22 protein-coding genes are annotated in these 26,141 nt (G+C 54.2%); 12 read left to right on the forward strand and 10 right to left on the reverse strand.

Going from position 1 to position 26,141, the window contains the following annotated elements:
* Positions 1-553 precede the first annotated feature (553 nt).
* Positions 554-988 carry a helix-turn-helix transcriptional regulator gene (locus tag BC440_RS11230; protein WP_071240167.1) on the forward strand — a complete coding sequence of 145 codons (435 nt, stop codon included), beginning with the start codon at positions 554-556 and terminating at the stop codon, positions 986-988.
* A gap of 176 nt (positions 989-1,164) precedes the next feature.
* Here BC440_RS11230 and gatB read toward each other — a convergent pair whose 3' ends face one another.
* From gatB to BC440_RS11265, 7 genes are all read right to left on the reverse strand, one after another.
* Entirely contained in the window at positions 1,165-2,619 is a 1,455-nt protein-coding gene (gene gatB / locus BC440_RS11235; protein ID WP_037987559.1) for an Asp-tRNA(Asn)/Glu-tRNA(Gln) amidotransferase subunit GatB, read from the reverse strand.
* Between the two features lie 3 nt (positions 2,620-2,622).
* Positions 2,623-4,101, reverse strand: a complete 1,479-nt coding sequence (gene gatA, locus BC440_RS11240; RefSeq protein ID WP_071240168.1) for an Asp-tRNA(Asn)/Glu-tRNA(Gln) amidotransferase subunit GatA — start codon at positions 4,099-4,101, stop codon at positions 2,623-2,625.
* A complete protein-coding gene (gatC, locus tag BC440_RS11245; RefSeq protein WP_007089905.1) occupies positions 4,101-4,391 on the reverse strand; it encodes an Asp-tRNA(Asn)/Glu-tRNA(Gln) amidotransferase subunit GatC in 291 nt (96 codons plus the stop codon). The genes gatA and gatC overlap by 1 nt, the downstream gene beginning before the upstream one ends.
* 279 nt (positions 4,392-4,670) lie before the next feature.
* Positions 4,671-5,576 (reverse strand): carbamate kinase, encoded by a 906-nt coding sequence (arcC, locus tag BC440_RS11250; protein ID WP_071240169.1) that lies wholly within the window; start codon positions 5,574-5,576, stop codon positions 4,671-4,673.
* 1 nt (position 5,577) lies between these two features.
* The gene (gene argF / locus BC440_RS11255; RefSeq protein WP_071240170.1) at positions 5,578-6,579 is read right to left on the reverse strand and encodes an ornithine carbamoyltransferase; all 1,002 of its coding nucleotides are present in this window, start codon (positions 6,577-6,579) and stop codon (positions 5,578-5,580) included.
* A gap of 40 nt (positions 6,580-6,619) precedes the next feature.
* Entirely contained in the window at positions 6,620-7,849 is a 1,230-nt protein-coding gene (locus tag BC440_RS11260; RefSeq protein WP_071240171.1) for an arginine deiminase, read from the reverse strand.
* A 21-nt stretch (positions 7,850-7,870) separates the two neighbouring features.
* Positions 7,871-9,331 carry a YfcC family protein gene (locus BC440_RS11265; protein ID WP_071240172.1) on the reverse strand — a complete coding sequence of 487 codons (1,461 nt, stop codon included), beginning with the start codon at positions 9,329-9,331 and terminating at the stop codon, positions 7,871-7,873.
* 492 nt (positions 9,332-9,823) lie between these two features.
* On the opposite strand from BC440_RS11265, the gene ruvX reads away from it, so the two are divergent.
* Entirely contained in the window at positions 9,824-10,354 is a 531-nt protein-coding gene (ruvX, locus tag BC440_RS11270) for a Holliday junction resolvase RuvX (protein WP_071240173.1), read from the forward strand.
* Positions 10,355-10,410: 56 nt separating this feature from the next.
* Here ruvX and BC440_RS11275 read toward each other — a convergent pair whose 3' ends face one another.
* Positions 10,411-11,238, reverse strand: a complete 828-nt coding sequence (locus BC440_RS11275) for a VOC family protein (RefSeq protein WP_071240174.1) — start codon at positions 11,236-11,238, stop codon at positions 10,411-10,413.
* 255 nt (positions 11,239-11,493) lie between these two features.
* Here BC440_RS11275 and BC440_RS11280 point away from each other — a divergent pair, with 255 nt between their 5' ends.
* The 7 genes from BC440_RS11280 to rnr all read left to right on the forward strand — a co-directional run bounded on the left by BC440_RS11280 (position 11,494) and on the right by rnr (position 22,130).
* Positions 11,494-12,417, forward strand: a complete 924-nt coding sequence (locus BC440_RS11280) for an AEC family transporter (protein WP_071240175.1) — start codon at positions 11,494-11,496, stop codon at positions 12,415-12,417.
* A 140-nt stretch (positions 12,418-12,557) separates the two neighbouring features.
* Entirely contained in the window at positions 12,558-13,517 is a 960-nt protein-coding gene (locus BC440_RS11285; RefSeq protein ID WP_110252313.1) for an aspartate carbamoyltransferase catalytic subunit, read from the forward strand.
* Entirely contained in the window at positions 13,514-14,851 is a 1,338-nt protein-coding gene (gene pyrC / locus BC440_RS11290) for a dihydroorotase (RefSeq protein ID WP_139192114.1), read from the forward strand. Before BC440_RS11285 ends, pyrC begins: the two co-directional genes overlap by 4 nt.
* Before the next feature lie 2 nt (positions 14,852-14,853).
* On the forward strand, positions 14,854-15,501 hold the full coding sequence (gene plsY, locus BC440_RS11295; RefSeq protein WP_175484483.1) for a glycerol-3-phosphate 1-O-acyltransferase PlsY: 648 nt from the start codon (positions 14,854-14,856) through the stop codon (positions 15,499-15,501).
* 19 nt (positions 15,502-15,520) lie between these two features.
* The gene (gene dprA, locus BC440_RS11300) at positions 15,521-16,834 is read left to right on the forward strand and encodes a DNA-processing protein DprA (RefSeq protein ID WP_247643564.1); all 1,314 of its coding nucleotides are present in this window, start codon (positions 15,521-15,523) and stop codon (positions 16,832-16,834) included.
* A 166-nt stretch (positions 16,835-17,000) separates the two neighbouring features.
* Entirely contained in the window at positions 17,001-19,652 is a 2,652-nt protein-coding gene (topA, locus tag BC440_RS11305; RefSeq protein ID WP_071240177.1) for a type I DNA topoisomerase, read from the forward strand.
* Between the two features lie 48 nt (positions 19,653-19,700).
* Positions 19,701-22,130: a ribonuclease R gene (rnr, locus tag BC440_RS11310; protein ID WP_083379350.1), complete on the forward strand. Its 2,430-nt coding sequence runs from the start codon at positions 19,701-19,703 to the stop codon at positions 22,128-22,130.
* 54 nt (positions 22,131-22,184) lie between these two features.
* Here the strand turns inward: rnr and BC440_RS11315 are convergent, their stop codons facing one another.
* Entirely contained in the window at positions 22,185-22,967 is a 783-nt protein-coding gene (locus tag BC440_RS11315) for an Hpt domain-containing protein (protein WP_063092947.1), read from the reverse strand.
* 137 nt (positions 22,968-23,104) lie between these two features.
* Here BC440_RS11315 and BC440_RS11320 point away from each other — a divergent pair, with 137 nt between their 5' ends.
* The 3 genes from BC440_RS11320 (at position 23,105) to rpmG (ending at position 25,495) form a co-directional block, all read left to right on the forward strand.
* Positions 23,105-23,542, forward strand: coding sequence for a DUF983 domain-containing protein (locus BC440_RS11320; protein WP_071240179.1), 438 nt, complete (start codon positions 23,105-23,107; stop codon positions 23,540-23,542).
* A 74-nt stretch (positions 23,543-23,616) separates the two neighbouring features.
* On the forward strand, positions 23,617-25,233 hold the full coding sequence (locus BC440_RS11325; RefSeq protein ID WP_247643565.1) for a S41 family peptidase: 1,617 nt from the start codon (positions 23,617-23,619) through the stop codon (positions 25,231-25,233).
* Between the two features lie 94 nt (positions 25,234-25,327).
* Positions 25,328-25,495: a 50S ribosomal protein L33 gene (gene rpmG / locus BC440_RS11330; RefSeq protein WP_007089918.1), complete on the forward strand. Its 168-nt coding sequence runs from the start codon at positions 25,328-25,330 to the stop codon at positions 25,493-25,495.
* A 106-nt stretch (positions 25,496-25,601) separates the two neighbouring features.
* Here rpmG and BC440_RS11335 read toward each other — a convergent pair whose 3' ends face one another.
* The gene (locus tag BC440_RS11335; protein ID WP_071240181.1) at positions 25,602-25,979 is read right to left on the reverse strand and encodes a DUF423 domain-containing protein; all 378 of its coding nucleotides are present in this window, start codon (positions 25,977-25,979) and stop codon (positions 25,602-25,604) included.
* Positions 25,980-26,141 lie beyond the last annotated feature (162 nt).

A 26,141-nucleotide genomic window follows, 5' to 3' on the forward strand; every position in this document is an offset into this window, starting at 1 on the left:
TCACGCAGCAATCAGAGGAAACTGTTTCGCTCTGAGCAAAATTGTCCCATGCAATCAATGGCTTTGAATGAACATGACCTGCCAGCACGCAACTTGAGATGAAATATGCGAAATTGCCTCAAGTCATTACGAAGATTTCTAAGGTTTCAGAATGCTTACAGGAAATAAACACTGTGCGACGATCATCCTGAGCACTTCGCCAAGCTGCGTATAATCACGTCTCACACTTTGCTTGAGATTAACCAACACCCCAGTCGGAAAGTTAACAGTCAAACGCAGATAGATCGCGAATGCCAAATATCGCACGGGCAAAACATCGCTTATGCACGGATACAGGCGATCATTTCAGTTTGGCACTGAAGTTCACTCTGCACACACCATCAAAGACAGAGAAACAGTGGTACAAAAATGAACCAAAATCAAGAAAAAACACCTTTAGTGGTATTTTTTTAGACCATTAAACTCAAAAGTATAAATTTTGAGAATCTAAATAAATCAAAGGTTCATGTTTTTTTGATTCTTCACACTCCAATTCCATACAGGAACAGCAGTTATGATAACCAACCTTAGTGAGCGAATAAGAGAGGCAAGAAAGCATATAGGGCTTAGTGCATCGGAAGCAGCAGCCCTTGCCGGACTTACACGCAAATCGTGGGAACGTTACGAGCTGGACAAAAATGAACCAAAAGCATCATCTTTGGCTGTACTGGTTGATAAGGGCATAGACGCAAGCTGGCTGCTGACAGGAAGGGGCAGTATGTTGAGAAGCGAAGTGCTGGATCAAGCGCGCGTGATTGACCCCGATTTAATACGCATGATTCTCGAGGAAATTGAATCCTATCGCTCACAAAACAATAGGACATGGAGCATATCGGAGGCGGCTCGCGTTATTGTTCTAAGCTATGAAATGCTGCAAGCAGAAAGAGATCGGGGTATTGAGCCATCTCCAAGAAACCTGAACCTACTCTTACAGGCAGCAAATCTGTGATTTAACGACAAAAAGCTCAGGTGCCTCCCAATTCTACAAAAATATGTTTTATGAAATCTTCAGGCAACATTTGGCTCATTAACGTTGAAGATGATTAGCGACACATAGAACTCAACAAAAAGCCGCCTGTTTCAAATCGAAACGGGCGGCTTTTGCACATCTTCTGATGATTGAAATCAGCCGAGGATTTTGTCGCGGAGCATCTGGTTGACCATGCCCGGGTTGGCTTTGCCACCCGTGGATTTCATGACCTGGCCAACGAACCAGCCCAGCATGCGGTCCTTGCCGTCGCGGATTTCCTGAACCTTGTCCGGGTTGGCCGCAATGACTTCGTCGATTGCTGTTTCAATCGCACCGGTATCTGTGATCTGCTTCAGACCTTTTTCTTCCACGATCTTTTCCGGGTCATTGCCGGTTTCGATCATGATTTCAAAGACGTCCTTGGCGATACGGCCCGAAATGGTGTCATCCGAAATCAGGTCCAGAAGTTTGCCGAGATTTTCGGCCGTAACCGGGCTTTCGGTGACGGGAACTTCCAGCTTGTTGAGCGCACCAAACAGGTTGGTGATCACCCAGTTCGCGGCAAGTTTGCCGTCGCGGCCCTTGGCAACGACTTCGTAATAGGCGGCCTTTTCCTGATCGGCGACGAGAACACCGGCATCATAAGCCGATAGGCCGTTTTCACGCATGAAGCGAGCTTTTTTCTCGTCCGGGAGTTCCGGCAGGGTCTTTTCGATTTCGGAAACGAATGCCTGATCGAATACTAGCGGCAGCAGATCCGGGTCCGGGAAATAGCGGTAATCATGTGCCATTTCCTTGGACCGCATCGAACGGGTTTCACCCAGACGCGGATCGTAAAGACGGGTTTCCTGAACGATTTCGCCACCGGCTTCGATGACTTCGACCTGACGCTTTGCTTCGATCTCGATCGCCTGCATCACATAACGGATGGAGTTGACGTTCTTGATTTCGCAACGCGTGCCAAATTCGGCACCCGGACGACGGACCGAAACGTTGGCATCGCAACGCATCGAACCTTCGTTCATGTTGCCATCGCATGTGCCAAGGTAACGTACAATCGCGCGCAACTTGGTCAGGTAGGCACCGGCTTCTTCCGGGGTACGGATATCAGGCTTGGACACGATTTCCATCAGGGCAACGCCTGAACGGTTCAAATCGATATGCGAATATTTCGGGTCCTGATCGTGCATCGATTTACCGGCATCCTGTTCAAGATGCAGGCGTTCAATGCCAACCGATTTGGTCGAGCCATCAGGCATGTCGAGAATAATGGTCCCCTCGCCGACAATCGGTTTGTCGAACTGTGAAATCTGATAGCCCTGCGGCAGATCGGCATAGAAGTAGTTCTTGCGTGCAAAGACGCTTTCAAGATTGATCCTGGCTTTGAGGCCAAGGCCGGTCTTGACGGCTTGCCGCACACATTCCTCGTTGATCACGGGCAACATGCCCGGCATGGCCGCGTCAACAAGGCTGACATTGGTGTTCGGATCGTTACCGAATGTGGTCGATGCACCGGAAAACAGTTTGGATTTGGAAACCACCTGACAGTGAACTTCCAGACCGACAACAATTTCCCAAGGGCCGGTTGAACCTTCGATGATATAGGTCATGGATCAGCCCTCCTGCCCGGCCGGTTTCGCGGTAAAGTTGGCGGCAGCTTCAAGCACGCCACCGACACGCAGAACGGTTTCTTCGTCAAACGGTTTACCAATCAGCTGCAAACCAAGCGGCAGACCTTCGGTAGACAGGCCCGTCGGAACGGACAGACCCGGAAGACCCGCAAGACTTGCCGGAACGGTAAAGACGTCGTTCAAATACATTTTGACCGGATCGTCTTCGTTATCGCCAATCGCAAAGGCCGCCGACGGGGCGGTCGGTGCCAGAATGGCGTCAACAGTGCCAAATGCGGTTGCGAAATCCTCGTAAATGCGACGACGGACCTTGAGCGCCTTGTTGTAATAGGCGTCATAGTAACCAGCCGACAGCACATAGGTGCCGATCATGATGCGGCGCTGGACTTCCTTGCCGAAACCGGCCGCACGGGACTTCATATACATGTCGTCGAGGCTGTCGCCTTCGTCCATGACCCGCTGGCCGTAACGCAGGCCGTCATAACGCGCAAGGTTCGAGGATGCCTCGGCCGGGGCAACGATATAATAGGTGCCAAGCGCGTATTTGGTGTGCGGCAGGGTCACATCGACCACTTCGGCACCCGCATCGCGCAGCATCGCAATACCGTTATCCCACAGCTTGTTGATTTCTTCGGGCATGTTATCGACACGGTATTCTTTCGGAATACCGATTTTCATGCCGCGAATGTCACCCGTCAGGGCGGCCTCGAAATCAGGAACCACAACCGGGGCGGATGTGCTGTCCTTGGCATCGTGTCCGGCCATTGCGCCCAGCATGATCGCAGCGTCGCGAACGGTTTTGGTCATCGGACCAGCCTGATCAAGCGAGCTTGCAAAGGCGACAATGCCCCAGCGCGAGCAACGGCCATAGGTTGGCTTCAGGCCGACAATACCGCAATAGGATGCCGGTTGACGGATCGAGCCGCCGGTATCGGTACCGGTCGCCGCCAGCGCCATGCCCGCAGCAACAGCAGCCGCCGAACCACCAGATGAACCACCCGGAACCAGATCCTTGCCATCCTTACCCTTCCACGGGTTGATGACATTGCCGTAATAGGACGACGTATTGGACGACCCCATGGCGAATTCATCAAGGTTGGCCTTGCCGAGCATCACCGCGCCGTTATTGAACAGGTTGGTGGTGACGGTGGATTCATATTCCGGTTTGAACCCCTCAAGAATGTGCGAGGCTGCGGTCGTCTGGACACCTTCGGTGCAGAACAGATCCTTGATCGCAATCGGCAGGCCTTCCATTTTGCCCGCGTCACCCTTGGCGCGCTTGGCATCGGAAGCCTTGGCCATGTCGATGGCCTTGTCCGGGGTTTCGGTGATGTAAGCGTTCAGATTACGGTGCGCTTCCATCGATTTGATGTGGGCTTCGGTCAGTTCGACCGACGTGTAATCGCCCTTTGCCAGCCCGTCACGGGCTTCGGCAAGCGTCAGATTTGTCAGATCAGTCATTATTCAACCACCTTCGGCACAACAAAACAGCCAGCATCGGTCATCGGTGCGTTTGACAGCACTTTTTGCTGGATATTGCCATCGGTGACTTCGTCCTTGCGCATCGGCAGGGTCAGATCGGCAACCGACGTCAGGGGATCACAACCCTCGACATCAACTTCTTGCAGTTCCTCGACGAAATCGAGGATACGGGTCAAATCTCCCGCCAGTTCGCCAAGCCCTTCTTCGGACACGTTGATACGCGACAGAAAGGCGATCCTGCGAACTGTTTCCTTATCCAAAGACGACATGGATGAAAGTCTCTCTTAAGGAATGACAAAACACCCGGCAGGCAGGCAGCCTGCCGGAACCTGAAATTACAGCGCGGAAACTAGCACCCCGCCGCCGCCGCTGCAAGGGTCGTTGCCGCCCTTTACTATGGGCTAGCATTGCCCGGTTTCGTGACCAACGTACCGCGCCATGCCGACGTTATTTGAACAAAAGAGAACGGCCCGGCTCAAACCAGATGGATTTCTTCTCCGAAGAAGAGCCCGTTCAGGCTTTGTCACGCGATCATGGTTGCACCAGGTTCACAGCGAAATCCTAGTTCCGGCCTGCTCCTTCAAAATTTGACCTGCGTCCTCAAGACGACCGATCCCGGCCATACTCCCTGCCGTGACAAAATCGGCTGCCGCAGTCACCTTGGGGGCCATCGACCCGTCAGGCAATGAAAGTGCGCGCGCCTCATCAGGGGAAAGCCTGTCAATCCGACAGGCATCTGGCGTCCCGAAATCACGGTAAACCCCGTCCACGTCGGTAAGCAGCAGCAAAGCATCGGCACCGATCTCCTTGGCGAGAAGAGCACTGGCGGCATCCTTGTCGATGACCGCTTCGATGCCGGTCAGGCTGCCGTCTTTTTGATAGACCACCGGAATACCGCCCCCTCCCGTGCAAATAACAATAACACCATACTTCAAAAGCAATTGAATAACCGGGATGTCAGGTATTTCGACCGGCTTTGGGGAGGGAACGACCCGACGCCATTTATTGCCGTCCTGCGCAATGGTCCAATGGCCTTTGGCAGCCTTTTCTTCGGCCTCTTCCTTGTCATATACGGGGCCGACGAATTTGGTCGGACGGGCAAAAGCCGGGTCCTTTTTATCGACAACGACCTGTGTCAGCAAAGCAGCAACCGGCCGTTCATGATTCAACGCATTTTCCAATTCCTGCTCGATCATGTATCCGATCATGCCTTCGGTTTCAGCCCCCAGAACGTCAAGTGGATATTCTTCTTCCGGACGATATGCGGCACCTTGCAAAGCCAGCAAACCGACCTGAGGCCCATTGCCATGCGTCAGAACAAGATGATGCCCATCGCGAACGATTTGGGCCAGCACCGTGGTAGCGCGCCGCACATTGGCGCGCTGCGTATTGGCCGTCATGGGTTCGCCGCGTTTAAGCAGAGCATTCCCACCAAGGGCTGCCACAACAAGCATGTTATCCTCCCAGTGTTGCGACCAAAACGGCTTTGATCGTATGCATCCGGTTTTCAGCCTGATCAAAAACAATCGATGCCGGGCTTTCGAACACCTCGTCGGTAACTTCCATCGCATCAAGGCCGAACTCTGCCTTGATTTCCGCCCCCACACTGGTGGTGGTATCATGAAATGCTGGAAGACAGTGCATGAAGCGCACATGCGGATTGCCCGTTTTGTCCAGAACGTCCTTGTTCACCTGATACGGACGCAGGATATTGATCCGTTCGGCCCATTTTTCCTTGGGCTCCCCCATCGAAACCCAGACATCCGTGTAAACGAAGTCAACGTCCCTGACCGCCTCGTCAACATTTTCAGTGAGGGTCAGCTTGGCCCCGGTTTCACGCGCAACCGATCGTGCTTCTTGCTGAATGCTTTCGACCGGCCAGCAGTTTTTGGGCGCACACAGGCGTACATCCATGCCCATCTTGGCACCACCAATCAACAGGCTGTTACCCATATTGTTGCCAGCATCGCCCAAAAAGGCATATCGGGTTTGGTGCAGCGGCTTTTCGACATGCTCCTGCATGGTCAGGAAATCTGCCAGAATTTGCGTTGGATGGAATTCATCGGTTAACCCGTTGAAAACCGGAACCCCCGCATATTGCGCAAGCGTTTCCACGACTTTCTGCCCAAAACCACGATATTCGATCCCGTCATAAATACGGCCCAGAACACGTGCCGTATCCTTGACGCTTTCCTTGTGGCCAATATGGCTTCCGGTTGGCCCAAGATAGGTCACGCGCGCGCCTTGATCATAGGCGGCAACTTCGAACCCGACCCGTGTACGCGTGGAATCCTTTTCAAAAATCAGCGCAATGTCCTTACCGGTCAAAGTCGGAACTTCGTAGCCGGCATATTTAGCCGATTTCAAATCCTTCGCCAGCTTCAACAGGAACTTGATTTCCTCACCGGAAAAATCGCTCAGGGTCAGGAAGCTACGGTTTTTAAGATTAAATGCCATTTTCAGGCTCCTTCGTTCTATGCAACCTGGGGCCTGGCCCCTACACCGGATCACGCATGGTTGGGCAGCTCATGCAATGCCCGCCGCCGCGCCCCCGGCCCAATTCGGCGCCCGGTATGGCAAGAACCTTGATACCTGCGGCTTCAAGGGCGGCATTGGTATCGTCGTTTCGGTCATAACCGATGACGACGCCCGGACGCAGGGCCAGAACATTGTTTCCGTCGTTCCATTGTTCGCGTGACTGTTCGGCTTCGTTATTGCCGCCAGTCGGGACAACTTGCAGGGATTTATAGCCAAGAACCTCGGCAACGATGTCAAAGATGGGACGCGGATCGACACGGAAGTTCAGCTTGCCTGCTTCGGAACCGGGACGAATATCATAGCAAACCAGACCGTCAGCGACTTCCTTGAACGTCGTCACGACATCCCCTCCGCACAGGGTGAAAATCGTATCCAGATGCATGGCGGCACGTGATTTCGGAATCTGGAAGGCAAGGACACGTTCAACCACGTTATCGCGGAACAAAGCCTGCGCAAGTTGCCCCACCGCCTGTGGCGAAGATCGCTCGCCCATGCCAACCAGCACCGTGCCATTCCCGACCGGCATGATATCGCCGCCCTCCAGCGTCGCCAGACCATGATCGCGGGTTGGATCGCCCCAGTGGATCTTTGTCTTTCCCGAAAATTTTGGATGAAATTTGTATATTGCCGTATTAAGCAATGTTTCCGGTCGCCGTGCCGCCCAGAACATCGGGTTGACGGTAACCCCGCCATAAATCCAGGCACTGTTGTCGCGGGTAAACAGCGCATTGGGCAATGGCGGTAAAATGAAACCATGATGCCCCAGATAGCTGCCGAACAAGCCGGTCGGCTCAAAAGGCAACTCATCGACGGTCAACCCGCCCAGAAGGAGTTCCGCAAGGCTTGCAGCCGGAAGATCTTCCATCCAGCCACGCAATTCCGAAAGCGCGCCAACACCGATCTGATCGGCAGTGATGCGATGATCAAGAACCCAGGAACGGGCTTCTTTGATGGCAAGCGTTTCAGATAGCAGATCATTGACATCAAGGACTTCGACACCTTCGTTGCGCATGATACTGGCAAAGACATCATGATCCTTTTGGGCCTGCTTGACCCAAAAAACATCATCAAACAAAAGCTCCTGACAATTAGCCGGCGTCAAACGACGATGGGCCAATCCGGGGCGACAAACAACAACCTGACGCAACGTTCCGGTCTCAGAATGAACGCCGAGCATTTTTTCAGACATGACACTGTCCTTTCGGGGGACCTAAAGAGAAGTTCCGACACACAAAACGACAGTAATCATGACTGTCAGCATCAAAAGAAGCGGCCAGACAAATGCCAGCCAGCGGTCGTAAGACACCCGACCAATGGCGAGCCCGCCAACCACCACGGCAAATGTCGGATTGATCAGATTGACCAACCCGTTTGCCGACTGATAGGCGGTCACGATCAGATGCCTGTCGACCCCGGAAAAATCGGATAAGGGTGCCAGAATCGGCATCGACAGAACAGCCAGCCCCGATGACGACGGCACAAGGAAACTCATTCCCGCCTCGATCCAGAACATCAGGTTGATAAAAGCCAGATTGCCAAGCCCGCTCAGGCTGCCGACAGCCCCGTGCAGCAATGTGTCGGCAATCAGGCCGTTTTGCATGATCACCACAATCCCCCGAGCCAGCCCGACAACAAGGGCGACCCCCAAAAGATCGCGCGCCCCGTCGACAAAATGCCCCGTCACTTCTTTTTCGCCCATTCGCGCCAAAAGACAGATCACAATCGCAGAACCAAGGAACAGAGCCCCCATCTGGGCCATCCACCAATCCTGGGATGAAACGCCCCAGATCATCACCGCGAAGGTTAAACCGAACAGGATCAAGATCAGGCTTTGTTTACCAGTAAGGGTCGCACTGTCTGTTTGGGCGTTATGACCTTTCAGAAAGAAGGACCGGTGTGAATCCAGTTGCTTGGCAACAATCGATTTCGACGGGTCATTTTTCACCCGACCAGCATAACGCATCACATAAGCAATGCAGATGACCAAACCCAAAATCAGGATAACAAAGCGCAACACAATACCCGCAGTGAACGGAATATTCGCTGCGTTCGCCGCAATCACGGTGGCAAACGGATTTATGGTCGAGCCCAGAACACCGATACCGGCACCAAGCATGATGATCGCAACCGCGGTCACGGTATCGTAGCCCGCTGCAATCATGACCGGAATTAACAGACCATAAAAAGCCAGCGTTTCTTCCGCCATGCCATAGGTGGTCCCCCCGATGGCAAACAAGGTCATCAAAATAGGGATCATCCATATCTCGTGCCCTTTTAGCTTTTTCATCGCAGATCGAATACCGGTATCGATTGCACCGGTCGCGTTTACCACGCCGAGAAAACCGCCAAGGAAAAGAACAAACAGCGCCACATCAATCGCATTTGCGGCATAGCTATCAGGATCATAAAAACCGGCACCGGGTGCCAGCATGACATCAAAGAAGCCCTGCGGATTCGGATCGACTTCGTGATATGTACCGGGAACGGCAACCTCACGACCAATCGCCTCATTCATTTCCCGGTCATACTGCCCGGCCGGAATGACCCAGGTAAGAGCCGCGACAACAATAATCAGAGCAAACAGGATCGTGTAGGCCGTGGGAAAACGGGACAACAAATCATGCTCATGTGTCTGTTCTGGCTTTGGCGGTTTGTCAAGCTTGGACGGCATTGCAAACTCCTGCTAAATAACGAAAAACCAACAATGTTTTCAGGTCTCGTCTCAGAAAAACTGCAATCCAATCAGGATGGATATCCACTTATCCCATAAGCAGACGCCAAGTTCATTGACATACATCTAAAAAAATTGAATTCACAAAAAAGTAAAACCAGAACAAATTTTATGTAAAATTTGAAATAAGAAAAATAAAATCTATTTTTATTCTTATTTTATCATTAGCAGTACTTTATAAATTGAAATAATGGAAAATAAAAATTAAAATACCTTGAATTTACCTTCAACCAGCCATCCAGCACGTCCGATTGCCAAATTGACTTCAACCTTATCAATCATGCGTTACAATCTGCGTTAAATCGCCTTATGGTGGATTTTCGGGCTGAATATGGCGTCATTTTCAAAAGCTAACAATTTGCCATTTGGCCTTTTGATCAATCCGAAATATTAGCTCTGGCACAGGACATAACTTACACCTATAAGGGCGCCATGATTTGCAATGACACACAGGAATTGCTGCGGTTTTTGACACCGGCAGCACGCGTTTTGGGGCTGGATCTCGGCACCAAAACCATTGGCGTGGCCCTTTCGGATGTCGGGCTACAGATCGCGTCCCCCTATTCGCTGATTTCGCGCAAGAAATTCACGCGTGATATTGCCGAACTTTCGGCAATCGTCACCAAGCAGAATGTCGGCGGCATCATCATCGGTTTTCCGCGTGAACTTGACGGCACGATCGGCAAGGCATGCCACCGGGTTTATGCCTTTGTCGACGAGATGCAGAATTATATCGATCTGCCGATCCTGCTTTGGGATGAACGTCTTTCGACCAACGCGGTTGAACGCATCCTGATTGAAGATGTCGACATGACGCGCAAACGCCGGGCCCAGGTCGTCGATAAAACGGCTGCGGCCTATATCCTGCAAGGCGCGCTTGATAACCTTAATCTTCATACCGATCCGGGCGCAAACCCTGATGACGACGATGATGAAGATGAATTTGGTGACGAAGAAGCCTGATTTTCAGCCAAACGAAACCACTTGGTTTCAGAGTTTTCGATCAGCCGCCTGTTTGTTCAGGCGGCTTTTCCTTTGGCCGTAAAAACAACCAGTGTTCCGAAAAATTTCGAGGGCGGCAGGATCAGACGGCCCTTTTTATGGATTGCCCCCATGGATTGGGCGGCTTCGGCAATCGTGTCGAGCGTGTTGACGATGATTTCATAACCGGCAAAGCCATCGGTAGGGAAAGCCGGGTCGTCAATTCCGAACCGGGTGACCATTTCATCACTATGCAGAGCTGTGACGATCTTCTCGGTTCCGATTTCTTCGACGAAATCCGTAACCGCGTCCGCCGCCCAATGCGTGAGGAACACCTTGCCAATCGCATAGGCGCCGTTGGCGTGGTTTTGATATTCCGGATAATAGAAATTCTGCGGCGGATGTCGATGCTGGCAGACAAAGGTCACCGCATGGCGCAACAGCGGATGATTGGCAAAGGCCAGCGAAAAGGCCAGATCGGTAAGCGAACCATCCGGGCGGGTTGCTTCGCGTTCGAACTTGAAAACACGGGGTACGGCGGCACCCGCGGCAATAAAATCCTCCCGGTCTTTTTCCGCATCGCGCGATTGCAGCGCCAGCATCGACATGCCTTCGCGCTGACGCAGATAATCGCGGTTATAAATCGGGAAGGAGAACGGCGCGGCAAGATCGGTTTCAGCGATTTTTTCCGGCTCGATCACGGCAAGCAATTCGATATACATGCCATCAAGCTGGATCAGGGCATTGCCAGTGCCAAACGGATGATTGGCACGCGGGGTGACGGTAAAACCCAGCTTGCGGTAAGCATCGCAGGCCGCATCGAGATCATTGACACATAGAACCAGATGATCGATTGCGCGACTCATGGGCTTTCCCCTGATTGCATTCCTGTTTGCCGCGGCAGGTCACAGCGCAGGAATTTCTTTCAATTGATAAATCAGTGCGTTGAACGCATTATCTGAGCGACATCCATTATCACAGGATGTCCGTGCAATGAAACAGGCAGTCTTGTCGATACGACGTCAGGCCGGACTGTTACAATGCAAACCATCACAGAAAATCACATAACAACCGATTAATAACCGCTCCATCGTGCGGCAAGATATTTTCGAAAGCGCCCCATGTTAGCCATCCTGTCCGCCCTGATACCGACCTTTGCCCTGATCGTGCTGGGCTTCATCCTGCGGCAACGCAAATTCCTGCCTGATGCGTTCTGGCCAGGGGCGGAAAAGCTGACCTATTATGTGACATTCCCGGCATTGCTGTTTTCCAATACAGCGCGCGCCGATCTGGGCAGCCTGCCACTAGCGGGAATTGCGACTGCGATGCTGGGCACGGTTTTCATATGTACCGTTCTTATCCTGATCGCCAAGCCGGTTCTGAAAGTCGGCAATCCGGCGTTTTCATCTCTGTTTCAGGGCGCCATCCGGCCCAACACCTATATCGGACTTGCCGTTGCCGCGGCCCTTCTGGGCGAAGCCGGATTGACGGTAACGGCCCTTTGCGTTGCCCTTGTCGTGCCGACGGTAAATGTGCTTTCGGTTCTGGCCTGCGCACATTGGGGGGATAATGACCGCACGCCCGGCGCGGTATCGCTTTTGCGCGATGTTATGCGCAATCCGTTGCTGATGGCGTGTGTTCTTGGCATTGGGATCAATATGACGGGATTTGGCCTGCCGCCAGTGCTTGGGCCGTTTCTGGAAGTTCTGGGGCGTGCGGCATTGCCGATCGGGCTTCTGGCGGTTGGTGCGGGGCTTGATCTTTCGGCGGCACGACGCGCCGGGGGGCCGGTCGGATTTTCCACGCTGGGCAAACTTGTCATCAGCCCGGCAATTGCAGCGGGGCTTTGCCTTTTGCTCGGCCTGCCGCAGGTCGAACTGGCGGCGGTTGTGCTGTATGCCGGATTGCCCTGTTCGGCGAGTGCGTTTGTGCTGGCGCGCCTGATGGGTGGTGACGCCCCGATGATGGCCAGCATCATTACGGTTCACACGCTTGTTGCGATTGTCAGCATTCCGATCCTTGCGGTTTTGCTGCATGTGGTGTGATGTAAACCAAGCGAAATATTGACCATTCGGTCAGGATGTTGGGGCAATATTTTAACTTTCCGTGGCAGGGGCAATTGGGTATGCTCCGCGCGAAATTCTGCCCATACCATTTAAGGAATATGTGCAACGCCATGAGTGTCATGGGACCAGCGGCGGATCACTATCCGCACCCTCACCTCCTCGGTATCGAAGGTCTTACCCCGGGGGAAATCACCCTTATTCTTGATCGTGCCCAGCATTATGCGGAAAAGAACCGCACAGCAGACAAGACCAGCAACATTCTTGCCGGGGCCACGGTCGTCAATCTGTTCTATGAAAATTCGACCAGAACGCTGACATCGTTTGAACTTGCCGCCAAACGACTGGGGGCGATGGTCATCAACATGACGGTCGGCACCAGTTCGGTTAAAAAGGGTGAAACCCTGATTGATACGGCAATGACGCTCAATGCCATGAACCCCGATGCACTTGTGGTCCGTCACGGTGACAGCGGTGCGGTCAAGCTTCTGAGCGAGAAGGTCAATTGTGCGGTTCTCAATGCCGGGGATGGCCGCCACGAGCACCCGACACAGGCGTTGCTTGATGCGCTGACCATCCGCCGCCACAAGGGCCGCCTGCATCGGCTTAATGTTGCGATCTGCGGCGATATCGCGCATTCGCGCGTCGCCCGGTCCAATATCCTGCTGCTTAATACCATGGGATCGCGCGTGCGCCTTGTCGCGCCACCGACCCTGATCCCGTCAAAGATCGACCGGATGGGGGTCGAGATTTTCCATGACATGGAAGAAGGCCTTAAGGATTGCGACATCGTCATGATGCTGCGCCTTCAGCTTGAACGCATGGAAGGAAGCTTTATCCCGTCGGTCCGCGAATATTTCCATTTCCATGGCCTTGATCGCGCCAAGCTTGCCAATGCCAAGCCCGACGCGCTGATCATGCATCCCGGCCCGATGAATCGCGGGGTGGAAATCGACAGCGAAGTCGCCGACGACGTCGAACGATCCGTCATCCGCGAACAGGTTGAAATGGGGGTTGCGGTGCGCATGGCCGCCCTTGAATTGCTGGTCCAGAACCACAGACAGGCAGGAGGCCAGGCATGACTCCCGCCATTCGCGTAAAGGGTACGGGCCGTAAGGCCATTATCAATGCCCGTCTGCTTGACCCGGCGGCACAGACCGACAGTACGGGTGGCATCCTGATTGAAAACAGCAAGATCATCGACTGCGGTGCGCAGGTCACCCGCGACAATCTGCCCAAGGATTGCGAAATTGTTGATGCTGCGGGTGCGTGTCTTGCGCCCGGGCTTGTCGATATGCGCGCACAATTGCGCGATCCGGGGTTCGAACATCAGGAAACCATCGAAACCGCCGGTCGTTCGGGGGCAGCCGGCGGGATCACCACGATCATCGCACTGCCCAATACTGATCCGGTAATTGACGATGTGGCCGGTGTCGAATTTATCGCACGCCGGGCACGCAAGGTTGGCCTGGCCAAGGTTTTTGCCTATGGCGCGGTATCAAAGGGCATTGAGGGTGGCGAAATCACCGAGATGGGCCTTTTGCATCAGGCCGGTGCAGTGGCGTTTTGCGATGGCGTAAAAACCATCGCCAGTGCCCGGTTGCTGCGACAGGCGCTATCTTATTCGACCTTCTTTGATGGCATGATTGTCCAGCATCCCGAGGAACCGGAACTTTCCAGGGGGGCGTCGATGAATAGCGGCGAACTTGCCACGCGCCTTGGTCTTAGCGGTGTATCACCCCTTGCGGAAGTCATGCAGATAGAGCGCGATTTGCGGCTGGTTGAAATGACGGGCGGACGTTTGCATTTTGCCCATATCTCGACAGGAGAGTCGGTCGAGGTGATCCGCAAGGCCAAGAAACGCGGCCTTAAGGTCACGTGCGATACCGCCCCGTTCTATTTTGCGCTTAACGAAAATGCGGTTTCGGATTACCGGACCTTTGCCAAGCTGTCGCCCCCACTTCGGTCCGAAGACGACCGTCAGGCGATTGTGGCAGGCCTTGCCGATGGCACGATTGATGCCATCGCGTCGGACCATAATCCGCAGGATGTTGACTCCAAACGCCTGCCTTTTGCGCAGGCCACCGCCGGTGGTGTTGGTTTTGAAACACTTCTGCCGATCACGCTGGAGCTTTATCATAACGGGCACATGTCGATGCTTGATGTGATTACCAAGCTGACAACCGCCCCTGCGGGACTGGTACGCATCAAGGGTGCCGGTACGCTTGAAATCGGGACGGCAGCCGATCTGGTGCTGTTTGATCCGGATCGCCCGTGGAAGATCGATCCTTATCAGTTCGAGTCAAAATCGAAAAACTCGCCATTTGACGGCCGCCTTACCCAAGGCCGTGTCCTGCGCACCATCATTGATGGTCGCGAGGTTTTTGCCGATCCCTCTGTCGCGGAAGGCGCGTGAATATGGAACTTGATGCCACTTACAAGGCAACCCTGATGTCGCTGCAGATTGCGACCGTTTGCGGTTATCTGCTGGGCTCGATCCCGTTTGGTCTGGTTCTGACGCGGATGGCCGGGCTTGGCGATATCCGCAAGATCGGATCGGGCAATATTGGTGCGACCAACGTACTGCGTACCGGCAACAAATTTCTGGCATTCCTGACACTTGTCGGCGATGTCGGCAAGGGTGCGGCAGCAGCCCTGCTATTTACCCATTTTGTCAGTACCGAGGCCGGTATTTTTGCCGGTGGTGCTGCGGTTGTCGGGCACATGTTCCCCGTATGGCTGCGTTTCAAGGGCGGCAAGGGTGTTGCCACCACCCTTGGGACCCTTGTTGCGGTCAACTGGATCATGGGGTTTGTCGCGGCAGCGACGTGGCTTGTCATGGCGCTGATTTTCCGCATTTCATCGCTTTCGGCCCTGATTGCGATGATTGCCGCCCCGATTGCCGCCTTCCTGATCGCCAATGATCCCGGTGCCGGGTGGCTTGCAATCTTCCTTGCGGTGATTGTCTGGGCTGCACATCACAGCAATATCCGCCGCCTTCTTAAAGGCGAAGAGCCGAAAATCGGCCAGAAGAAAAAAGAAGCCGCAGCCACCAGCGAAGAATAAGCTGTGCAGTTGGAATAGCTTGACGAAACAACGCCCGGATGATCACAATCCGGGCGTTATGGTTTCTGACATGCAACAACCGATACGATTACCGCAATCTGAACGCCTCGCACGTATGCGACTGGCGCGCAGTACCAATGTTGGCCCGGTCACATTCCGCAAGCTGGTCGAGCGGTTCGGATCGGCACGCAATGCCATTGATGCCCTGCCCGATATCATCGCGCGCACAGGTGGCAAACGACAGATTGTTCTGGCAACGCGCGAAGACACGATTGCCGAAATTGAACAGGCGCGCGCCTGCGATGCCAAGCCGGTGATTATCGGTGATCCGGAATATCCGGTGATGCTGGTCGCGATCGAGGATGCCCCACCCTATTTTTATGCGCTGGGTCGTGTTGAACTTTTGACCAGGCCAACCATCGGGATCGTCGGTGCCCGCAATGCATCGGCCAATGGGTGCGGTTTTGCCCGGCGGTTATCCGCCGCCCTGTGCGACGCGGGATATGTTGTCGCATCGGGCATGGCGCGCGGGATTGATGGCGCGGTTCATGATGCCTGCCTGCAAGTCGCAAATACGGATGGCGGCACCGTCGCGGTTCTGGGCGGGGGTGTAGATGTGATCTATCCGCGTGAACATGCCGATCTGTATCGCAAGCTTTGTGAAAATGGCTGCGTGATTTCGGAAATGCCACCGGGACTGAATCCGCAGGCACGGCATTTTCCAAGGCGCAACCGGATCATTTCCGGCCTGTCGCATGGCGTTGTCGTGGTCGAGGCCGGACGCAATTCCGGATCGCTGATTACCGCCCGATTTGCAGGAGAACAGGGACGTGATGTTTTTGCCGTTCCAGGCAGTCCGACCGATCCGCGTGCGGCAGGCCCCAACAGCCTGATCCGTGACGGGGCGATCCTCTGCGACTCCGTTGATGTGATTTTGGATGCCTTGCGTGTTTCCGAACAAAACAACCATCTGCGTGAAGGAATTCATCATTTTGCCATCGACGGCCGTGCGACAACCACAACCAGTTCATCAGATGATTTCAGCGACATCACCAAATCCATCGAACGCGATGCCCAAAGCGTGATCATCGTCGACACCCCGGAAAGCATTGATAACCAAGAAGAAACAGGGGTCCCTGCCCCGGCCCGAAACGGAGACCGTGAAACGGACCATATACTTGAATTATTGTCGTCCAGTCCGCTTCTGATTGACCAGCTTATCCGGGCTTCTGGCATGCCTGCCGATGTGATTTCGACCATGCTGATTGAGCTTGAGCTTGCAGGAAGGGTTGAACGTCACCCCGGAAATAGGGTATCGCGTATCGCCGAATGAGTGTCGTAGCGATCTGTGCTGCGACAATATTGTTGTGATTTGCCGCAATTTGCGCAATCTGATCTGAAATACGATCACACTATATATATGTGTCGGACATTCGGATCATTCGCAGCACGACATACATTTTCGCCCCAGGGCGCAAGAACCGGACACGAAAAACGTAATGAATCTTGTCATCGTCGAATCCCCGGCCAAAGCCAAGACGATCAATAAATATCTCGGTGACGATTACAAGGTGCTGGCCTCGTTTGGTCACATCCGCGATCTTCCGTCAAAAGATGGATCAGTTGATCCCGACAACGAATTTGCGATGGTCTGGGAAACCGATGGCCGTTCCGAAAAACAGATCCGCGAGATCGCATCGGCTGCACGCGATGCCGATACCATCTATCTCGCGACTGACCCGGATCGCGAAGGGGAAGCGATTTCGTGGCATATTCTGGAAGTTCTGGAACAGAAAAAGCTTTTGCGCGGTCGCGATATTCATCGCGTTGTGTTCCACGAGATTACGAAAAAAGCGGTTACCGACGCGATTGCCAATCCGCGCGAGCTTAATCAGGAATTGGTCGATGCCTATCTGGCGCGCCGTGCCCTTGATTATCTGGTGGGCTTTAACCTGTCGCCGGTTCTGTGGCGCAAATTGCCCGGATCACGGTCGGCCGGTAGAGTTCAGTCGGTCGCCCTTCGCCTGATTTGCGAGCGCGAGATTGAGATCGAAGCATTCCGCCCCGACGAATACTGGTCACTCGAAGCCGGTTTCAAGGTGCCTGAGGGCAACTTCACCGCGCGTCTGACTCATCTGAACGGTGAGAAGCTTGATAAGCTGGCACTGGGCAATGAGGGTGCAGCGACGATTGCCAAGGAAAAGGTCGAAAGCCGCAGCTATACGGTTTCAAAGGTCGAGCGCAAAGATGTCAAACGTCGTCCGCAGCCGCCTTTCACCACCTCGACCCTGCAACAGGAAGCGTCACGCAAGCTGGGCTTTGGCGCGAAACGCACCATGCAGCTGGCACAGCGCCTTTATGAAGGGGTTGATATCGGTGGCGAGACAGTTGGCCTGATCACCTATATGCGTACCGATGCGGTCGTGCTGTCGGGCGAGGCACTGGCAGCAGCACGCCGCCTGATTTCCAAGGATTACGGTGAAAATTACCTGCCACCAAGTGCGCGCAGCTTTGCCAACAAGGCCAAGAACGCACAGGAAGCCCACGAAGCCATCCGCCCGACGGACCTGTTCCGTCGCCCTGATCAGGTTGCGCGTCACCTGGATAAGGATCAGCTTGCGCTTTATACCCTGATCTGGAAACGCACCGTCGCCTGCCAGATGGAAGATGCCAAATTCGATCAGGTCGCGGTTGATCTGTCATCGAATGACAATCACGTGGTTCTGCGCGCCAATGGTTCGGTCGTGAAATTCGACGGTTTCCTGAAACTGTATCAGGAAGGCAAGGATGACGAGGCAGAAGACGAAAATGATCGTCGTCTGCCCCCTTTGAACGAAGGCCAGAAGCCCGATCTTGGCAAGGTCAGTATCGACCAGCATTTCACACAGCCCCCGCCCCGTTATACCGAGGCGAGCCTGGTCAAGAAAATGGAAGAACTGGGTATTGGCCGTCCGTCGACCTATGCATCGATCATTTCGGTGTTGCAGGATCGCGATTATGTGACGCTGGACAAGCGCCGCTTTGTCGCACAGGACCGCGGTCGTCTGGTCACGGCGTTCCTGTCGAAATTCTTTGAACGTTACGTGCAGTACAACTTTACGGCCGATCTGGAAAACCAGCTTGATGACGTTTCAAACGGCAGCCTTGCCTGGCGCGATGTGCTGAATCAGTTCTGGTCGGCCTTCAAGGGCAATGTTGACGAAGCCAAGGAACTGAAGATCACCGATGTTCTTGATGCGCTTCAGGTGATGCTGGAAAACTATCTGTTCCCGACGCGCGACGACGGCACGGACCCGCATAAATGCCCGAAATGCGCCGATGGCACGCTTAGTCTCAAGCTTGGCAAATTCGGCGCATTCCTTGGCTGTTCGAATTATCCGGAATGCAACTTTACCCGTCCGCTGGTTGCCAATGAAAATGGTGGCGATTCCGAACTTGATGCAGGTCCAAAAGTTCTTGGCATCGACAAGGAAACCGGCAAGGAAATCACGCTGCGCAAAGGGCCGTATGGCGTTTATGTGCAACTGGGTGAAGAAGAAGAAGTTGAAGGCAAGAACGGCAAACCCAAAAAGGTCAAGCCGAAGCGGACGTCGCTTCCGAAAGGTCTGGAGCCATCGGTTGTCGATCTGACCAAGGCGGAAGAATTGCTGACATTGCCGCGTCTGGTCGGGGTATTCCCCGATACGGGCGAGGAAATTAAAGCCAATGTCGGCCGTTTTGGTCCCTATGTTCAGGCGGGCAGCATTTTTGCATCGCTTAAGGCCGAGGATGACGTCCTGACGGTTGGAGAAAACCGTGCCATTGCCCTGATTGCGGATAAGCGCGAAAAAGCAGGCAAGGAAATCGGCAAACATCCCGATGACGGTGAACCAATATTCCTGGCCGATGGCCGCTGGGGTCCGTTTGTCAAACACAAGAAAACCAATGCCAATCTGCCGCGTGACACCAACAAGGAAGATGTCACGCTGGAAATGGCCATTGCGGCATTGAAGGAAAAGGAAGCCAAATCGGGGAAACCGGCCAAGGCAACCAAAACCGCAGCAAAAAAAACAACGACGAAAAAGGCGGCCCCCAAGAAACCGGCTGCCAAAAAGACCGCTGCAAAGAAACCTGCAGCAAAGAAAACAATCAGGAAAGAGGCGGCGAATTAATCGCCGCCTTCCTTTTCTTGACGATAAAATTGAAAGGACGCCGCGAAGTTGGCGAACGACACAGAAAATAAAACCCCGTTCCCCACACGGGAACAGATCATGGAATTCATCGATATGAGCCCCACCCCGGTGGGGAAGCGCGAAATTGCGCGCGCCTTCAACATCAAGGGTGCAGCGAAGATCGAGCTTAAAAAGATCCTGAGGGATCTGAAAATCGGTGGTGACGTGGTCAAGGGCCGCAGACGATTTGACAAACCCGACCGCCTGCCGCCGGTTGAAGTACTGGAAATCATCGGCATCGATGATGATGGCGAAGTAATTGCCCGTCCCAATGTCTGGAAAGAAGATTACGAACCACCGGTCATTTACGTGAAAACGATCCGGCGTGGCGGACCAAGCGCACCGGGAATTGGCGACAAGATCCTTGCCAAGCTGCGCTATACCGGCAAGCAGACCTATGAAGCCAGCATCATGCGGGTTCTGGGCAGCGGCCCGCAACGCGTTCTGGGCATTTTTCGCCCCAATGAACGTGAAGGCCGGGTTGTGCCCACAGACCGCAAGGATAGCGGCGAGATCGCCGTGCCGCTGGATGACCATCCCGATCTTGAAGGTGGTTCGTTGGTTCTGACCGAAATTCTGCCGGGCAAGCATTTCGGCCTGCGCAAAGGCCGGATTACAGAGGTTCTGGGCAATATCAACGAACCGAAATCGATCAGTCTGGTATCGATCCATGCGCGCGGTATTCCGTTTGAATTCCCGCCCGAGGTCGAATTGCAGGCGCGTGAGTCCAAGGCAACACCAATGGGCAAGCGCACCGATCTGCGCGATATTCCGCTGGTGACGATTGACGGTGCGGATGCGCGCGACTTTGACGATGCCGTATGGGCCGAACCCGATTCCGATCCGGAAAACGAGGGCGGCTGGCACATCATGGTCGCGATTGCCGATGTGTCCTGGTATGTACGCCCGCACGACGCGCTCGACCGTGAAGCGGTAAAGCGCGGCAACAGTTGCTATTTCCCGGACCGGGTGGTGCCGATGTTGCCGTTTGAATTGTCAAACGGCTGGTGTTCGCTGGTTCCACATGAAGATCGCGGCTGCATGGCAGTCGAGATGTGGTTAAACAGGCACGGTACAAAGTTGCGGCATAAATTCTGTCGCGGGATGATGCGATCAGCAGCGCGCCTGACCTATGATCAGGTTCAGCGCGCGATGGATGGTTATCCCGACGACACCGCCGGCCCGTTGCTTGAAACCATTATCAAGCCGCTTTACGGCGCGTATGAAGCGTTTCTTGAAGCCCGCAAAGCGCGTGGTGTTCTGGAACTTGATCTTCCGGAACGCAAGATCGAGCTGAATGACAAGGGCCAGATCATTGCCATTGCCCCACGGGCACGCTTTGACAGCCACAAGCTGATCGAGGAATTCATGGTCGCGGCCAATGTCTGTGCGGCCGAGGAACTTGAACGGATCAAGCAGCCCTGCATGTATCGTATTCACGATGCGCCAAGCGAGGAAAAGCTTGAAGCGCTTCATGAATTCCTTGAAGGGGCTGGATACAAGCTGAACAAGGGGGCGGTCCTGCGCCCGCGCGATTTCAACCGCATCCTTGAACAGGCCAAGAACACACCCGAGGCCGAGCTGATCAACACGGTCGTACTGCGCAGCCAGTCACAGGCGATGTATAGCCCGGACAATATCGGGCACTTTGGTCTGGCCCTTAAGAAATATGCCCATTTCACATCCCCGATCCGGCGTTATGCCGATCTTCTGGTGCATCGCGCACTGATTGCGGGCCTGAAACTTGGCGAGGGCGGATTACCGCCCGAAGATGGCGAACGGTTCGAGCAGATCGGCGAAGACATTTCCGGCACCGAACGACGGGCGGCCATGGCCGAACGTGATGCGGTTGACCGGTATGTCGCGGCCTATATGGCCGACAAGGTCGGCGCGGAATTCCCCGGACGTGTTTCGGGGGTCACGCATTTTGGCCTGTTCGTATCGCTTCAGGAAACCGGTGCCGATGGTCTAGTCCCGATTTCCACCCTGCCCGATGATTATTATGTGCATGATGCCATCGGACATGCATTGGTCGGGCAAAATCGCGGCAAGACATTCCGTCTTGGCGATGATGTTGTTGTCCGCATTGCCGAGGCGGATGCAGCAACCGGATCGCTTGCGCTGCGTCTGGCGGGACATGCCGATATCACCGACCGGGACCTGATCGAACGGCCGCGTGGACGTGGCAAGCGCCGTGGCAGCCCCGGTGATCGCAACCACCGTCACGGCACCAAACCGGGTTTCCGCGCCAATCCAAAGGATAAAAGCGGTGCATCTGGTGGTGGCCCCCGTGGGGGAAACCCGGGCAGCAAGCCTGGTGCCAAGGCTGCAGGCAAGAAGAAAACCACACCCAAAAAACAGCGCAAGCTGGTGGCATCAAGCCGGGTCGCACGCAACACGACCAAACGCGATAGTTAAAGAAAAAGGGCGGCCGCGATGGTCGCCCTTTTTCGTTGATATCGGATGTTGCAATCAGTCAAGCGTTTCAATGAACTTTGCCAGATGCTCGGCTGTCTGCTTGCCCCGGTTTGAAATGATCACAACATTTGATGGCAGACCTTCCAGATCGGGGTGGGATGCCTCGAAGCTGGTCAGAAGGCCAAGCGCCTTGTCCTTCATGGTTTTCATTGCGGCAAGGGCGCGGATCAGTTCGATCCCGCTTAGACCATCAAGGACCGCCGCAGTGATGATTGCATCCGGGCGCGATTGCACGACGGTCTCGAATGCTTCGACTGCGTTACGTGCGGTGATGGTCCGGAACCCCTTTTCGCGCAATTCGCGTTGCAGAAAGTGCGCCTGAACCGTGGTTGCAGTGACAATCAGAACTTCCTTGTCATGCGCTGTTGGCGTGTTCGAGACGCTATCCTCATCCCCCTTTTTTGCACTTCGGGTCGGCAATGAGCGCAGAATGCGGGTTTCTTCCTCCGCCGGGGGATTGGTCCCGCTTTCGATGATTTCGCGGATCCATGTCGTGAAATCGACAAGCGATGCGGCTTCGAGATCATCAATTTCAGTCAGTTCGGCGATGTAATCTTCCATGCGGTGCGCAATAGCGCCGACAAGCGGGAAACCGAACGATCCGGCCAGACCTTTGACTGTATGGGCTTCGCGCCGCAGTTCGGCGATGCCAACATCAGCCTTGTCCATACCGCCGGCAACACGATCAATGGTGGTTTCGATGCGGTCTGCGCGTTCCAGAGTGTCTTCAATGAAATCCTGTTTCAGTCGGGCGACGATATCGTCTGCATTCCCCATCTGGGCGCTCCTGTACCGGGTTGAAGACATCAGTATCAAAGAGTCGGCATTATAACGGCGTTTCGCAGGGTTTTCAGCCATGCCAGAAAAGCACTTGCCCGATCACTTCAACTTCATGATGATAGATATCCGTTTCAATGCCCCTTTTTTTCGGCCCGATCAAGGGGCTGGATCAAAAAACAGGAACGAACGCCACCATGCAGCCAGAATATAGCGAACAAAGCAGCGGGTCGCGCCTGCTGACCGGTCTTAGCCGTGGTTTCCGCCGGAAATGCCCCAATTGCGGGCATGGACTTGCGTTTGGCGGGTATCTGAAGCTGCGTCATGAATGTGATTGCTGTGCGCATCCGATCGGCGAATATCGCTGTGATGATGCACCGCCCTATTTCACGATTTTCATTGTCGGCCATATCGTTGTTGGCGGGGCGCTTACGATGGAACAATCCATCCAGCCATCCATGGCGCTGCAACTGTCGGTCTGGCTGCCGATCACTGTTTTGCTTTGCCTTGGATTCCTGCCTTTTATCAAGGGGGCGGTGCTTGGAACCCAGTGGGCGATGAAGATCAAGGGATAGTCATTGTCGACTGCACATCATTCGCAGTAGAATGACTTTCACTTTGATCCATCTCCTTTCGGATTGAGCACATTTTGGCATCAGCCACACAGGACTTCGAGACTGTTTCTTTCCGTCCGGCTTTACGCCCGATAAGGCGTGTTGCCGGTATGGTTGGTATTTGCCTTTTGCTGGCCGGGTGTGTGACCCAGCATGCGGATGTGATCATTTCAAATGATGATGCGCAGACCCGCGATGTGATGTCACAAACCATCGAACTGGTCGCGACCCGATATATTGATCCAATTGGCCGTGAACAGATCGTTGTCAATGCGCTTGACGGGCTTTCGACCATTGATCCGAACATTCGCATCGGCATGACGCCTGACGAAATCATCCTTGGATATAACGGCAAAACCGTTCGCAATCTTGCCCTGCCTGCTGCCGATAGCGAAGAACAGGACACCCTTTTGTGGACGGAGCTGACGCTTAAGGGCGTTGGCATTTACCGGGTTTATTCACCAGATTTGCGCCATGCTGATCCGCTTTCGGTACAATCGGCCCTTGTCAGTGGATCAATCAAGAATCTTGATCGATACAGCCGTTACGAGGGTCCCAGCCAGGCCGAAACGGCACGGACACGGCGCGATGGTTATATCGGGGTTGGCGTGCGACTGATCGGTGGCGATGGATATCCGGTCATCAAGAAAGTGCACGAAGACAGCCCGGCGGCCAAGGCAGGCCTTAATATCGGCGATCAACTCATTTCGGTGAACGGGATCAACCTTTATAACCGGACCGCCTCCTACGCCAGCGACCTTTTGCATGGCGAGGAAGGCACACGTGTTTCAATCGAAATCAATGGGGCCGATAGCCCGGTCGTCACACCGGTTGAAATCATGCGCGAACGCGTTATCGGTCGGACCGTTTTTGCCGAAATTCGCGACAATATTCTGATTGCCCGGATCGCCAGTTTTAACAGCGCGACGGCACAGGCGCTTGGCGATGAAATCCTGAAGGCCGATCTTTATCCCGGTGGTTTGCGCGGGGTGATCCTTGACCTTCGCGGTAATCGTGGCGGGCTTTTGCAGCAGGGTGTGGAGGTTGCCGATCTGTTCATTGCCGGCGGCCCGATTGCCAATACCCGATCACGCGTGATGGCCGCGCGCCATATCTTCAAAGCCGATGCCGAGGACCTGACCCGCGGTGCGCCGCTTGTGGTTCTGATTGATGGAAGAACGGCATCATCGGCCGAACTGGTCGCCGCGGCCCTTCAGGACCGCAATCGCGCCGTACTGATCGGGTCGACCAGTTTTGGCAAGGGATCGGTTCAGGCGATCAATGATCTTTCGAACAAGGGTACCCTGACCTTTACATGGTCACAGATGACGGCTCCATCCGGTTACACATTTGATCGTATCGGACTTTTCCCGTCGATCTGCACAACCGCCGACGGAGTTGGTCCGGATGAACAGATCAAATCTGCATTGGCCCATCGCGATGACATGGTCACCGTGATGACAAAATGGCGCAAGCTTGATTATCAGAACGAACAGGCACGACAGGACCTTAGAAAGGTGTGCCCGGCCCGTCAGGGCATTGATGAAAACGACATTGATATCGCGCTTGAATTGATCAAAAACCTCCCGGGTTACAAGGATTTGGCTCAGTTGCCGATCAATGAGATTGCCGATACCTTTGCCTCGCAATAAAAATGGCATTATTTTTGCCAAAATGGCTTGACACCCGGCGCATAACCTTTATGTTCCGCGGCCTGAGATACACCTGAACACAGGAAGCTGAGATATGGCGAAGCCCGCTTCGATCCTCGTAAAGTTGGTAAGCACCGCTGACACCGGTTACTTCTACGTCGTTAAGAAGAACCCGCGGAATACCACCGAGAAATTCTCGTTTCGCAAGTACGACCCGGTCGTGCGCAAGCACGTCGAGTTCAAAGAAGCGAAAATGAAGTAATCTTTCAGCCTCGGCTGGTTAGGTTACCGGAATTTAAAAAAGACGTGACCTTCGGGTCGCGTCTTTTTTATTGTCTGGTGGACCTGGTGAAACGCCCCAACTCCCGTCAGGCTGAAAATCTTTTCCACCCTGCCCCCGCCAACATAAGCCAGCCGGTAATGAAAGACAGCCCGCCAATTGGGGCCACCATGCCAAAGGCGCTTATCCCGGCAAAGGCAATGACATAAAGCGCTCCGCAGAAGAATAAAATACCCGCCAGCATTGCATATGCCGCCCAGCGCAAAAGCCGTTCATCGGGCACCTGATGGGCAAGGGCTGCGATGGCAGCAACCCCCACAGCATGAACCAGCTGATAATGTGCGGCAGTTTCGACAAGATCACGGGCGTGGCTCATTTCTTCGCCTGCCATGCCGTGGGTTGCGAACGCACCAAGTGCGACGGCAATTGCCCCATTGAGCCCCGCCAAAACAACAGATAACCGCATGAAGATGTTTCCTGATTTTATAAAGCCTTAAACTGGCGATACTTTATAGACCGGTAGCTGGGCGCGCCATGATCAAACGCAAAAAAATGGCCGTACAAAAAATTGTACGGCCAGTAAACTCTCTTGGGGGAGATGTTCCGGACCATTTAAATGCCCGTCACC

It is taken from the genome of Thalassospira sp. MIT1004 (genome assembly GCF_001858545.1).
Taxonomy (GTDB): domain Bacteria; phylum Pseudomonadota; class Alphaproteobacteria; order Rhodospirillales; family Thalassospiraceae; genus Thalassospira; species Thalassospira xiamenensis.